The 13,262-nt window shown below is 47.0% G+C and carries 13 protein-coding genes; 7 read left to right on the forward strand and 6 right to left on the reverse strand.

Annotated elements, in window-relative coordinates; translation table 11 throughout:
* Nucleotides 1-25 precede the first annotated feature (25 nt).
* On the reverse strand, nt 26-487 hold the full coding sequence (locus C5O19_RS08345; protein ID WP_104711264.1) for an Lrp/AsnC family transcriptional regulator: 462 nt from the start codon (nt 485-487) through the stop codon (nt 26-28).
* Between the two features lie 241 nt (nt 488-728).
* On the opposite strand from C5O19_RS08345, the gene C5O19_RS08350 reads away from it, so the two are divergent.
* Both C5O19_RS08350 and kbl read left to right on the forward strand, forming a co-directional pair.
* Nucleotides 729-1,685: an NAD-dependent epimerase/dehydratase family protein gene (locus C5O19_RS08350; RefSeq protein ID WP_104711266.1), complete on the forward strand. Its 957-nt coding sequence runs from the start codon at nt 729-731 to the stop codon at nt 1,683-1,685.
* 12 nt (nt 1,686-1,697) lie between these two features.
* The gene (kbl, locus tag C5O19_RS08355; protein ID WP_104711267.1) at nt 1,698-2,888 is read left to right on the forward strand and encodes a glycine C-acetyltransferase; all 1,191 of its coding nucleotides are present in this window, start codon (nt 1,698-1,700) and stop codon (nt 2,886-2,888) included.
* A gap of 297 nt (nt 2,889-3,185) precedes the next feature.
* On the opposite strand, the gene C5O19_RS08360 is transcribed toward kbl, so the two are convergent.
* Nucleotides 3,186-3,830 carry an NUDIX hydrolase gene (locus tag C5O19_RS08360; protein ID WP_104711269.1) on the reverse strand — a complete coding sequence of 215 codons (645 nt, stop codon included), beginning with the start codon at nt 3,828-3,830 and terminating at the stop codon, nt 3,186-3,188.
* 107 nt (nt 3,831-3,937) lie between these two features.
* Between C5O19_RS08360 and C5O19_RS08365 the strand changes: the two genes are divergently transcribed.
* Nucleotides 3,938-4,639, forward strand: coding sequence for a head GIN domain-containing protein (locus tag C5O19_RS08365; protein WP_102199858.1), 702 nt, complete (start codon nt 3,938-3,940; stop codon nt 4,637-4,639).
* 65 nt (nt 4,640-4,704) lie between these two features.
* Here C5O19_RS08365 and C5O19_RS08370 read toward each other — a convergent pair whose 3' ends face one another.
* Together C5O19_RS08370 and pth are read right to left on the reverse strand one after the other, a co-directional pair.
* On the reverse strand, nt 4,705-6,054 hold the full coding sequence (locus tag C5O19_RS08370) for a M28 family metallopeptidase (RefSeq protein WP_104711271.1): 1,350 nt from the start codon (nt 6,052-6,054) through the stop codon (nt 4,705-4,707).
* A 661-nt stretch (nt 6,055-6,715) separates the two neighbouring features.
* Nucleotides 6,716-7,276 carry an aminoacyl-tRNA hydrolase gene (pth, locus tag C5O19_RS08375; RefSeq protein ID WP_104711273.1) on the reverse strand — a complete coding sequence of 187 codons (561 nt, stop codon included), beginning with the start codon at nt 7,274-7,276 and terminating at the stop codon, nt 6,716-6,718.
* 144 nt (nt 7,277-7,420) lie between these two features.
* Between pth and pyrR the strand changes: the two genes are divergently transcribed.
* Together pyrR and C5O19_RS08385 are read left to right on the forward strand one after the other, a co-directional pair.
* Nucleotides 7,421-7,957, forward strand: a complete 537-nt coding sequence (pyrR, locus tag C5O19_RS08380; RefSeq protein ID WP_094814700.1) for a bifunctional pyr operon transcriptional regulator/uracil phosphoribosyltransferase PyrR — start codon at nt 7,421-7,423, stop codon at nt 7,955-7,957.
* 91 nt (nt 7,958-8,048) lie between these two features.
* The gene (locus C5O19_RS08385; protein ID WP_104711275.1) at nt 8,049-8,969 is read left to right on the forward strand and encodes an aspartate carbamoyltransferase catalytic subunit; all 921 of its coding nucleotides are present in this window, start codon (nt 8,049-8,051) and stop codon (nt 8,967-8,969) included.
* 560 nt (nt 8,970-9,529) lie between these two features.
* On the opposite strand, the gene C5O19_RS08390 is transcribed toward C5O19_RS08385, so the two are convergent.
* Nucleotides 9,530-10,498, reverse strand: a complete 969-nt coding sequence (locus C5O19_RS08390) for a sulfite exporter TauE/SafE family protein (protein WP_102199856.1) — start codon at nt 10,496-10,498, stop codon at nt 9,530-9,532.
* A 166-nt stretch (nt 10,499-10,664) separates the two neighbouring features.
* Nucleotides 10,665-11,471, reverse strand: a complete 807-nt coding sequence (locus tag C5O19_RS08395) for a mechanosensitive ion channel family protein (protein ID WP_104711277.1) — start codon at nt 11,469-11,471, stop codon at nt 10,665-10,667.
* A 289-nt stretch (nt 11,472-11,760) separates the two neighbouring features.
* Between C5O19_RS08395 and C5O19_RS08400 the strand changes: the two genes are divergently transcribed.
* Complete coding sequence (locus C5O19_RS08400; RefSeq protein WP_104711278.1) at nt 11,761-12,003, forward strand: hypothetical protein; 243 nt, start codon at nt 11,761-11,763, stop codon at nt 12,001-12,003.
* A gap of 36 nt (nt 12,004-12,039) precedes the next feature.
* On the forward strand, nt 12,040-13,254 hold the full coding sequence (locus C5O19_RS08405; RefSeq protein ID WP_104711280.1) for a sterol desaturase family protein: 1,215 nt from the start codon (nt 12,040-12,042) through the stop codon (nt 13,252-13,254).
* The last annotated feature ends 8 nt before the right edge of the window (nt 13,255-13,262 follow it).

Genomic DNA, 13,262 nt, shown 5'->3' on the forward strand with positions numbered 1-13,262 from the left:
ATTGACGAAATCCGCCGCTTTAGTTTTAGATACTATATCCAATGTTATGTTTGATTTCTTTTAATACAAACGTGCTATTTAGGGTTCCAATATTTTCCAGCTTCGATAGTTTATACTTCACAAAATCGTGATAATCATTCAGGGACTTTAAATTGATTTTTAACAGGAAATCAACTTGTCCAGCCATGTGGTAGCATTCCTGTACTTCCTCCAGATCCTGAATGGTCTGCTCAAATTTTTCAATGAACGCTTCATTGTGATAACGCATGGAAACCTGGCAAAAAACGGTCACGGGTTGTCCAATCAGCGTTTTATCGAGTACCGCCACGTACTGTTTAATGTAGCCGAGGGATTCAAGCCGCTTGATGCGTTCGTAGACAGGTGAGATGGTAAGGTTTAGCTCGGCAGCCAATTCCTTGGTAGTCATTTTGGCATCCTGCTGAAGTAGACGAAGGAGGGTTTTGTCCAGCTCATCCAGATTTTCCATAGGGTGTTCGGGTATCAATTTTTTAACCGAAAAATTTTCTTCCACAAACCTAGTACGTATTTCGACAAAAGGGAATATTTTCTTTAAAATGAACACTTGAAGGAATATTTTCTTTGTGATCGAAAATACTTCAATAAATATTGCTACAAATATAGATTTGTGTCGGAATCAGTGAGAAAAGCTTCCGAGCTTTGACCGGTTCCTCAAATGGTCGGCGTTTCACTTAATCATTTTCTGGCCTATGGATACTATTCTTGTTATCGGAGCTAGTGGACAGATCGGTACGGTTTTGGTCCAGCACCTTCAAAATCAGTACGGACTGAATCGCGTCATAGCCTCGGATTTGCGGATGCCGCAAGCATTTTCGGGAATTTTTGAATCACTCGATGCCACGAAAGCCGATGAACTGGCCGCCTTGGTACGTCGATATCGGGTAACGCAGATTTATCATTTAGCGGCGATCCTTTCGGCTAATGGAGAGGCCAATCCGATTCGGACTTGGGAGATCAACATGCAGACGGCTCTGAATGTACTGGAAGTAGCCCGTACACAGAACGTCTCTAAAGTATTTATTCCCAGTTCAATTGCGGTATTTGGCCCCAGTGCTCCGGCATTCGATACGCCCCAGCAAACGCAGCTTGATCCCACGACGGTATATGGCATCAGTAAAGTAGCGGCTGAAAACTGGATGCATTACTACCACGTGAAATATGGTCTTGATGTACGCTCGCTGCGGTATCCGGGGGTGATTAGTTACCAGTCGCAACCCGGCGGCGGTACCACCGATTACGCCGTTGCCATTTATCATCAGGCGGTACAAGGTCAGGATTTTACCTGTTTTCTGTCGGAGAATACGCGGCTGCCCATGATCTACATGGACGACGCCATTCGGGCCACGCTGGAATTGATGGAAGCCGAAAGCAGCCGGATTCGGGTGCGGACAGCCTACAACCTGGCGGGCCTAAGTTTTACACCCGCTGAAATAACGGCGGCCATTCAGAAATTTTTCCCGAATTTTCGAACGCAGTACGCTCCGGATTTCCGGCAACAAATTGCCGATTCCTGGCCCAAAACGATTGATGATCAGGCTGCCCGTAACGATTGGGAATGGGCTCCGGCCTTTGATCTCTCCCGAATGACGGAAGAAATGATCCATCATCTTTCTGAATATTATCAGCCTTCACTTACGCAGGCGTAAACTTTTCGAGTTATGTACGGAACGATTAAAGAAGAACTTCAGCAAGAGCTGGCTTCCATTCAGGAGGCGGGTTTGTATAAGAATGAACGCATCATTGTAACGCCGCAGTCGGCCGTGATCGCTACCTATAACGGACAGAATGTACTGAATTTCTGTGCGAACAATTACCTGGGCTTGTCCTCACACCCCTCGGTTATCGAAGCGGCTCATCAGACCGTCGATTCACACGGGTATGGCATGTCGTCAGTTCGGTTTATTTGCGGTACGCAGGATATTCACAAAGAACTCGAAAAAGCTACGGCTGAGTTTGTGGGAGCCGAAGACTGCATTCTGTACGCAGCCGCATTTGATGCCAACGGTGGGGTGTTCGAACCCTTGCTGAATGAACAGGACGCAATCATTTCCGATGAATTGAATCACGCGTCCATTATCGACGGTATTCGTTTGTGCAAGGCAAAACGCTTTCGCTACAAGCACAATAACATGGCCGATCTAGAAGAACAATTAAAAGCTGCAGCGGGATCGCGTCGCATTTTGATTGTTACGGATGGGGTATTTTCCATGGACGGAACCATTGCTCAACTCGACATCATCTGTGACCTAGCTGATCAGTACGGAGCCATGGTGATGGTGGATGAATCACACGCGAGTGGTTTTGTGGGCAAAACGGGACGGGGTACGCCTGAGCACAAGAATGTTATGGGCCGGATCGACATCATCACCGGAACCTACGGAAAAGCCCTGGGTGGTGCATCGGGTGGTTTTACTGCGGCTCGCAAGGAAATTGTAGAGCTGTTACGTCAACGCTCACGTCCGTATTTGTTCTCGAATACGCTGGCCCCCGTGGTGGTAGGAGCCTCCCTGAAAGTGCTGGAGCTGTTACGGGCCTCAACCACGTTACGCGACAAGCTGGAAGAAAATACCCGTTTCTTCCGCGAAGCAATGACCACTGCGGGCTTTGACATTCTGCCCGGCGAACATCCCATTGTTCCCATCATGCTTTACGAGGCTCCGCTGGCTCAGCAGTTTGCGTCAAAATTGTTGGAAGAGGGTATTTACGTCATCGGCTTCTTTTACCCGGTAGTACCGCAGGGAAAAGCCCGGATCCGGGTACAAATTTCCGCCGGTCACGAACGCGAACACCTCGAAAAAGCCATTGCGGCGTTTACCAAAGTTGGTAAAGATTTGGGTGTGATTGAATAGGTTAGATTGCATTTGTATAGCCCCGCATTGCATACGGGAGTATTTATATTAAATCCCTGCGGGGTTGGTGCCTACCAACCCCGCAGGGATTTAATATAAATATCCATGGGTACCACCCATGGACGCCTTTCCGGATACCAGTACGACGTCAATAATCAATTGAAAAAGAGAAAGTTAATTGGTTGAAAGAAATATAATTTGTAAAACTATCAACTATCAACTATCAACTATCAACTATCAACTATCAACTATCAACTATCAACTATCAACTATCAACTATCAACTATCAACTATCAACTACATTTTCTTCGCCGCCAGATACAAGTGAATATTCAGTAACGCACAAGCATTACTCATCATACCCATCGCTTCGTTCAAGGGTACGACTTTGGTTAAAATGAATTCATCGTGATCGGCACCGGCCGTTTGACCGTCGTACTGAAAAATTTCTTCCTTACTCAGTTCAAGCTCCACGTAGAAGAAATACATGGCTTCGTCGCTCGTACCACTGCTCGGAAACAGGGGCTTCTCCGTTAGTTGGTGAATCTGGGCGGGTTGTACCACCAGACCCGTTTCTTCCTGAATTTCGCGTACAGCTACGTCCAGGGGCAGGTCCGAGCCGTCGACCATGCCTGCTGGGTGTTCGTACATGTAACTGCCGTCACAAATGCGTCGCTGCTGTACCAGTAACAGGTATTTTTCCTGGGTCTCACGATCAATCAGGCAAGTGAGTACGGACAATACTTCTCCCTTTACGAAACAAAGCGGAAGAATTTTATGACCCTCCGGAACCGTTGCATCCAAATCGAAAAGCCCAAAGAGCAGGTCGCCATCCGAGCGATATTTTGTGTATAATTCCTTGGTACCGTGGATAATGACACCATTGTGCTGCAGGTTACGCTGCCACAACTGAAACTTATGCGAATCTTGGTAGGACGCCATTCTTTTTAAGGTTATCTCGTAACAAGGGCTCAAATTACTGGTTTTACAAGCAACGTGAGCCGATTTTACGGCATCTTTGCATTGAAAATTTAAGAAGGAGTATAGCTATGAAACACTTGCCATTGCTTGTCCTGGGGTTACTGGCCTCATATTCAGGATACGCTCAACAAACGAAAACGGTTGACCTTAAGTCGTTCAGTAAAGTTCGGATTTTGGGCTGTGTAACAGCAGAACTGAAAAAAGCGAATGATGTTTCGTTGAAAATTACCACACCGGGTACGCTGGAAGAATCTAAAATCACGGTTGAAACCAAAAATGACGAACTGATCATCCGTCAGAAGTGGGAAAAAGAGGTCTTTCAGAAAGGCGATTGCCGGGCCAGTAACATTCGACTGGAACTGGGATACAAGGAAGTAGAATCCATTTATTCGGGCGTCGGAGCCGAAATTACGGTCATCGATCCCATCCAAACGCGGGATCTGGATTTACAGGCGGCTACGGGCAGCCAGATCCGACTCGAAGCCGATGTACGTAACCTGAAGGCTAAAGCAGTTCAGGGAGCGGTACTGGATTTGTCAGGCACCGCCTCCGAACAACAGGTGACGGTGAACACGGGCGGTGAAGTACACGCCTTCAACCTGACGAGCGAAGATGCCTTTGTCAAAGCCAATACGGGCGGCGTAGCTCGCATCACTACAACCAAACGTCTGGATGCCAATGCCGGTACCGGCGGAGCGGTGCGGTACAAAGGAAATCCCGCCAAGAAAAACATCAATTCCAGCTTGGGTGGCGAAGTAAAAGCGGAGTAACAACTTACAGCCAGGAAAATACAAAAACGGCGAGCTGAATCCAGCTCGCCGTTTTTGCTTAAGGCTTAACGCGAAGGCAAGGGAATGACGGGCAAACTTTCGTTTCCATGCTCACTAACCGCTTGGATAGCAAAGAAATACGAATCCCTAGAGTAGGGGAGTGTGATCGAAGTTTCAGTCGTGTACAGTTTCTTCTGCCAGAACGGCTGATACGTTTCCCGAATCAACACGTAATATCCTTTCACTTTTCCGGCTTTAGGAGCCTTCCAGTTGAGTTTGGCGTAACTAGCTGAGCCGCGTACTTCGATCTGTACGTCCTGAGGCATTTGCGGAGCTTTCGCCAGGTTGGCCAGCGTTGCCAAGTTTACGGCAGCATTTTTACGGAGGTATTCAAAATCCATGAATTTTTGCAAATCACCGTACTCCTTTCCGTTTTCGGTATGAATGTCGTGGTGCTGGTGATCAAAGTTTTCGTTCATTTCTGTAATCCGAACGGCTGCGAAGCCTTTGTTCACAAAAGGGGTATGGTCACCGCCGCGTTGGAAACGGTCATTCCGGAAAATCAGTACGACTTCCAGATTTTCCATGTATCGTTCACCCACTTCTTTCATGTAACGAGCCAATTGCCGGGTCTTGCCGTCGCCTTCAGCTCCAATCGCCCGGATTTTAGCCGCCTGTTCGGCCGTCTGGTACGCGGGTAACCCTTCACTGAAGACGCGTAGACGGGTATTATCAATCATACCAATATCGCTGCCTGCGGAAGAGCCCATCGTATCATTATTCAGAATGGCTTCTAGATTCATCTTTTTGTCCACGGCTTGCTGGGCGTAGTATTCGGCTCCGAGCAGGCTTTGTTCTTCACCACTGACAATCAGAAAAACGATCGTAGCCGGGAATTTGGCAGCGGACAGAATACGGGCCAGTTCCAAAGCCGTGGCTACACCCGAACCATCGTCATTAGCTCCGGGGGAGTCAATATCACGATTCATAATGTCCAGAGCCCGGGAGTCGATGTGTGCCGAGATGACAAATATCCGGTCGTCATTCGGATCGGAGCCTTTTAGGGTAGCTACAATGTTGGCAATTTCATGCTCTTTGTCCACTCGACGTCCGTCGGGCTTGAGCGTCCAGCTTTGTAACTGGGCCGTTAGTCGACCGCCAGAGTTTTTGGCGTAAGACTGAAATTTAGCGAGTGTCCAGCGGCGGGCGGCTCCGATTCCCCGTTGCGGATCACTAACCGAACTTAAGGTATGGCGGCTGCCAAAGGAAACAAGTTTTTCAACGGTTGCCCGCATCGAGTCGGCGGAGACGGCTTTGACGTAACGATCAATTTCAGGATCCCGATTCAGGATTTGCTGGGAAGAGCCGACCAAAGGCACTGCCAGAAAGGCCGTTGCTAGTAAGCGTTTAAACATACAGGGTCTGGTGTTTGCGAATGAATGGAGCAAGATAACCATTCAGTGCGGAGGTAAAAGCAAGAATAGATGCGAGCCGACTTTCAGGGTTACAAAGCCGAAAGAAAAGCTACCAATGGGCTGAAAACAAAATAAGGCCGAGCGAAACGCTCAACCTTATCCCACTTAACCTCTAAACCTATTTTACTATGAAAAAACGCTAACCTCTCTTGGAAAATGGATTAAACACAACCCTTGCCTCTATCTTGACTGGTGTTTAATACGGGAACCCTACAATCTTTATGTATCGTTCCAAAAAATGTGTTCCAATCAGCGACCCAAAATACAAACTTATTTTCAGCTGTGGAACCAGAAGCCCTAGATTTGATTTTCATCGAACTACTCTGATGCAAAGTTACAAATCATTTTGGTTACTTCCTGGTATTTTACAATTTGTTTGTCGTCGTTTGACATTACAAATGTAGATACACTAAATTAAAAGTCCAAACTTAGGAAAATACAATTTCAAAATTTTATTCGGAATAATATCCTATTTTGACTTCAAGTGGACGAAAAAAAAGATATAAAAATGTCTTTAACTAGAATTTTATATGGTTAAATATCCAATAAAGTTCCTGAAAATATTACTTTAACTTTTTGTAAAATTCTTTATTTAGTACAATCATTCGTTAAAATTATTCATCGTCTTGTCAATCCCTAAAGTGCAAAAACTCAATAAAATGTCGATGGAGCGGTCCAGACGTTCGGGCAAAAGCTCGATTTCGCTCTTGGGAAACTCCCCAAGTACATAGTCTACCTGACGTCCTTTTGGAAAATCACCGCTGACGCCAAAACGAAGACGAGCGTACTGATCATTGCCCAAAACCTCCTGAATATTTCGTAAACCGTTGTGTCCTCCGTGCGATCCTTTGCTCCGGAGGCGTAGCTTTCCGAAAGGGAGGGCAATGTCGTCGGTAATCGTCAACATATTTTCCACAGGTATTTTCAGTTCTTTCAGCCAGTAGTTAATCGCCTTCCCGCTCAGGTTCATGTACGTGGTAGGCTTGATCAGGTAAATGGTGCGGCCTTTGTATTTCAGTTCAGCCCCGTACGCCAGTCGGCCCAAATCGAATTTAAGATTTTCCTGAGCCGCCAGTCGGTCCAGTACCATAAAACCGACGTTGTGTCGGGTCATCGCATATTCCGGGCCAATGTTTCCTAAGCCCGCTACCAGATACTTCATAGGAGATGATGAATTGATACGGATAAATTTCTTCGGTCATTGTACAGAAGATCAAGCCATCCGCAATTATTTCGCATTCGAAAAGCGAATTTCGCCCCTTCGGATTCCTAAATCCTAATTTCGTTTGCCTAATTTTGCCCGCATATGCAGCGACGATTGCTTCTTTCCAGTCCCTTGTTGGAGATCACCATCAGTCGGTTATGCCAACAACTTATTGAGAATCACCAGCTCTTTGCCGATTCAGTGATCCTGGGTTTGCAACCGCGAGGTATTCATCTGGCTCAACGAATTCATCAGGAACTTCAGCAAACCACCGGTAGTACCATTCCGTTTGGTTGGCTGGATGCGACTTTTCACCGCGACGACTTTCGCCGTCGGGAATCGATTGTACGGGCCAATCAGACCAAAATTCCCTTTACGGTCGAAGGCAAACGGGTCATTCTCGTCGACGACGTGATCGCTACGGGCCGCATGGTACGGGCCGCTCTCGATGCCATGACCTTTTTTGGTCGTCCGGAAAAGGTAGAACTGGCGGTACTCATTGATCGTAGTTATAACCGGGATATTCCCATCGCTCCGGATTACGTGGGGCTGAAAGTCAATACGCTCGATACGCAGCGGGTCATCGTGGAATGGAAAGAACAGGGCCACGAAAAAGACGGTATTTGGCTCAGTGATTAGTTTTTGTTCCCCCTCCGGAAACGTTGAGGGGGCTTTTTTTGAATGTACATCCCGTTTTCGTTCTTCATCGAAAACTTAATTTTATACTGCCGTGCTAAGTACGAGACATTTACTAGGCATCAAAGATCTCACGGAAGCCGATATCCAGCTCATTTTTCAGACTGCTGACGAGTTTAAGGAAGTGCTCAACCGTCCGATCAAAAAAGTACCCTCGCTGCGGGACGTAACGATTGCCAACGTTTTTTTCGAAAACTCCACCCGTACGCGTCTGTCGTTTGAGCTGGCTGAAAAACGGCTTTCGGCTGACGTGGTTAATTTTTCCTCGTCGAGTAGTTCCGTTAAGAAAGGAGAAACGCTACTGGATACGGTCAATAACATTCTGGCCATGAAGGTAGACCTGATCGTCATGCGGCACAGTTCGCCCGGGGCTCCGCATTACCTATCCAGCCGCATTCCGGCCAGCGTGGTAAATGCCGGTGACGGTACGCACGAGCACCCGACGCAGGCCTTGCTGGATGCCTTTTCCATTCGTGAAAAACTCGGCGACGTAGCGGGCAAGAAGGTGGCTATTATTGGTGATATTCTGCACTCCCGGGTAGCTCTATCCAATATTTTCTGTCTGAAGAAGCTGGGAGCAGAAGTAATGGTGTGTGGACCGAGTACGCTCATTCCGCGATATATCCGGGAACTGGGCGTGATCGTTTCGCACGATGTACGGCAGGCGTTGCAATGGTGTGACGTGGCCAACGTACTGCGTATTCAGCTCGAACGCCTGCAGGTGAAGTATTTCCCGAGTCTGCGGGAGTATTCGCTGTATTACGGTATCAACAAAGCCATGCTCAATGAACTGGACAAGCCGATTGTACTGATGCACCCCGGACCGATCAATCGGGGCGTAGAATTAAGCTCGGATGCGGCTGACTCCAGCGAGCACTCGATTATTCTCAATCAGGTAGAAAATGGGGTAGCGACGCGGATGGCGGTATTGTATCTGCTGGCGGCTCAGCAGTAGAGTTTTGAGTTTGCAGTTTGCAATGAATCCGGTAAAGGTAGTGGAAGGCGTTGTCCGTAGCCAATGCTACGGACTTTTTTAATGACTAGCTGGCTGTTCCCCGCATTGCCTACGGGGCTAATGCTATTGAACCCCTTTGGGATTGGCGAGTCGGTATGCAAGCCTGGGTAAAATAGGGGAGGTTTACGCATCTAACCCCGAAGGGGTTAGATGGACTGTACTGGGGGAATTTTCCAAACCTATAACCCGCCCCGCTCACCCCGATTTGAAACCGTCATGGAATGCTCAGGGTGGCCTGGTTTCGCATCTCTGACGCGAATCAACTCCCTGTAGGTAAATCCCAAAAGGTACACACCAGATTATCCGTAGGAACATTGACTACAAATCTTCTAAGAACGGAGCAGTTTTCCTGCCTTCACGACGAAGTTGATAGCTAACAAGCGAGCGAAAACCCAGTTGGGTTGAACCTTTGTAAATTGTATAGCAACAAAAAACCACCGTGTTGATCTGTTCCTGAGACAGACTGCACGGTGGTTTTTCGTATCAATGGCTTTATGTTCCTAGCCAATCAGTCGCTTCAGACTGGCCAGAATCACTACAATACCGACCAGAATCATCATGGCTTTAATCGGTAGCTTACTGGCTAAACGGGCTGCAATGGGAGCGGCAATCACGCCTCCCAGAATAAGCCCCAGAATCACCTGCCATTGCGATAGGCCAATGACCAGGAAGAAAGTCAGAGACGACGCGAAGGAAATGAAAAATTCAGCGAGATTCACTGAACCAACCGTATAGCGAGGGTGACGTCCTGAGGCAATCAGCGTTGAGGATACAATCGGCCCCCAGCCGCCACCACCAATGGAATCCATGAAACCGCCAAACCAGGCCAGTGGTCCAATCAACTTGATCGGATTTTTTTTCTGCCGCTTGATCAGGGCTTTTCGGATGATTACGATACCCAGAATCAAGGTATATGTCGACACAGCTGGTTTTACGTACGTCATGTACTCTTCCAGTACGGAAGAAAGTAGGTAAGCGCCCAAAACAGCACCAATAACGCCGGGAATCAAGATCACCTTAAAAAGTTTGGCGTTCACGTTGCCATATCTCAAGTGCATGTAGCCCGAGACGCCACTCGTAAAAATTTCGGAGGTGTGTACACTCATGGAAATGACGGCGGGAGAAACCCCTACGCCCGCCAGGAAAGTCGCTGCTGAAACGCCGTAAGCCATTCCCAGGGCTCCATCTACCATTTGGGCCAGAAAGCCACCCAGCACGTACCAGAGAATGTCAACCGTAATGGAGTTGAAAGCCGTAGTAATATTTTCGACGGTAAGAAACTTAAAGATCAGGTGCCCTACAATCATCAAGGCTAACGCATTCACGATGTGAATGAAAATCTCAGCGGGTTTGCGTTCCCGTTTCCACAACGTAATGATGGCCTCTTCGAAGGGGTTTTTACTGCTCTTTTTGACTGAGCGAGTGGGTATGACTTCGGAGGGCTTAAGTACTTCAGACGTTGACTCCATGTAGTGTAGTTTGCCTACAAAAATAGTAGACTATCTTTTACTCCACCAAATTAGTAGAATATTAAATTCAGTATTTCTTCGGGATTCATAAGTAAGGATCTGTAAATCAACTACTAATAAAAAAAAAGGCTCCGAAGAGCCTTGAGGTTAGGTAGGAGGGAAATACTTATTTTTGCTTGACGTATACCAACTTTTCCGGGGCCTGAATGCCGTCGCGTTCGAACTGGCGTTTGAGGTTTTCGTGCATATAGTAGTACGTGTTCCAGTAATTGGCTGGTGTGGTCCACACGCGTACATCGTAGCTCGTTGTATCGGGGGTGAGTTTGGTGACCAGTACATCATGGCCACGATCTTTGAGTGCATATGGGCAGGTCGCAATGACACCTTGAATTGCGGCCTTAGTTACGTCCAGATCATTCTGACTTCCTACGCCGTACACCATATCTACGCGAATAACACCCTTGCCCGAAATGTTCGTTACGGGGCTGGTGGATAAAGAGCCGTTGGGCAGAATGATGGTTTTATTATCCGGCGTTACCAAAATGGTGTTGAAAATCTGAATGGCCTCTACCACACCGATGAAGCCCTGAGCTTCGATTAAATCACCAACCCGGAATGGCTTGAAAATGAGAATGAGTACACCTCCCGCAAAGTTAGCTAGGCTGCCCTGTAAAGCCAGACCCACGGCTAAACCGGCAGCTCCGAGGATCGCGACGAAGGAAGTCGTTTCGATACCCAACAGTCCTGCACAGCTTAACAAGAGCATCACGTTAAACAGAACGCTGAGCAAGGAAATTAAAAAGGGTTGAACGTCGCGATCAATACGACTCTGATTCATACGGGCGGCCAAAAAATTCGTGAGTTTAGCAATGACCAGCCGTCCGATGATAAAAACGACTAAGGCCAGAAGAATTTTGCCGCCGTACTGATAGACATTCAACAGGATGAGATCTTTTAGGTTAGTGAAATCCATACACGTGGGTAAGTAAGGTGAAAGATGAGGGAGTGTTAAAGGGTAATACAGGGACAATAAACTAAAAAAATACGTATATACTACTAAATTAATACTATTATTTGTAGATAAATTTCGTGAATGAAGCATGGGTTGAGTTTATAAAATACAGAAAAGTATTTAGTGATTTTCATGCCAATAAAATAATTTAGCAGTAGCGATTAGTAATCATAAAAAGTTAAATTTTAATAATCTATTAAATTAATAGGATAAATAGATTTAATTTGCGTGTACTAATAACCTTACAGCCATGAATCAATCGATATTACGTATTCAAGTGATTGGAAATACCAGTCAAAAGCTCGTCTTTAACGTGCTGAATGCCATTAATCGACGCAAGGGAAACCGCGTGCGACAGATGGATTTTGCTTACCGGGATAAATCCCAGCGAGGTTTCCTGAACGTAGAACTGCATGAACCAGAACACGTACTCATTCGTCGGATTTCGGCGGTAGAAGGCGTGGTTCGGGTGAACTCCGTAGCAGCTTTTTAAATTTCTACTATAATCTTTTGCCTCCCTATGAACAGTATGGAGATCAACATTCTTGCCTTTGCCATTCCCCTGTTTGTCTTTTTCATTGGACTTGAGTATTACCTTTCCTTACGAATGGAGCGGAAGGTGCACCATTTTGCCGACTCCGTAACCAACATGGGCGTTGGAATTGCCGAACGGCTGTCTGACCTGTACGTGAGCAGCCTGTTCTTCTACGTGTTTGATTTTATCCAGCGAAATTTTGGTCTGTTTACGATTAAGCAAAACGCCTGGACCTTCATTCTGCTCTTTCTGGCGACGGACTTTCTCTGGTATTGGTACCACCGATTCGCCCACGAAATCAATCTATTTTGGGGCGTTCACGTTGTACACCACCAGAGTGATGAATTTAACTATACCGTAGCCGCTCGGATTACGGTGTTTCAGGCGTTGGTACGAGGGGCGTTTTGGTGCGTATTGCCGCTGTTGGGATTCTCCGCCGAGATGATTACCGCCTTGCTGCTGATTCACGGAGCGTATCCATTTTTCACGCATACGCGACTGGTCGGCAAACTGGGCTGGCTGGAGTACATCTTCGTGACCCCTTCGCATCACCGGGTTCACCACGCCAGTAATGAGCTATACCTGGATAAAAACTACGGGGACGTACTGATCATCTGGGATAAGCTTTTTGGCACCTTTATCGAAGAAACGGAAGAACCAGTATATGGGCTAACGAAACCTTTGAAAAGCTATAGTTTCCTCTGGCAACATTTCCATTTTTTGTTGGAAATTGCCCTGTCGGTGAAAAAAACGCCCGGTTTTATCCCGAAATTGAAGGTCATTTTTGGACGCCCCGCCAACTTTGATCCGCACGTGAGGGGTGAGTTGGAGGCTATTTTCATTGCCCAGCATCCCGAAGTAGTGGTAAGTCATCGGATGCGGAGCTATATTCTTGGGCAGCTGGTTGTCGTATCCCTACTACTATTCTTTCTGATTCTCTGGGACCAGTACTGGCCCTTACCGTTACAAGCGGGGGGAGGGGTTTTCATTGTACTGAGCCTAATTAATATCGGAGCAATTCTGGAAAAGAAAACCTGGGTGTTGTACTTGGAATACGCCCGCTTATGCAGTCTAATCCTGACTGCGTACGCCCTGACTAATAACCCCTGGTGGCTACTGACGCTGAATCTGGCCAGTGTAGTGATTCTCTTTACGTCGAATTACCTCCGCCGTCAATACGTGCATTGGGTGTACAATGAAGCGAGATAACCGAGGTT

This window comes from Siphonobacter curvatus (genome assembly GCF_002943425.1).
Lineage (GTDB): Bacteria > Bacteroidota > Bacteroidia > Cytophagales > Spirosomataceae > Siphonobacter > Siphonobacter curvatus.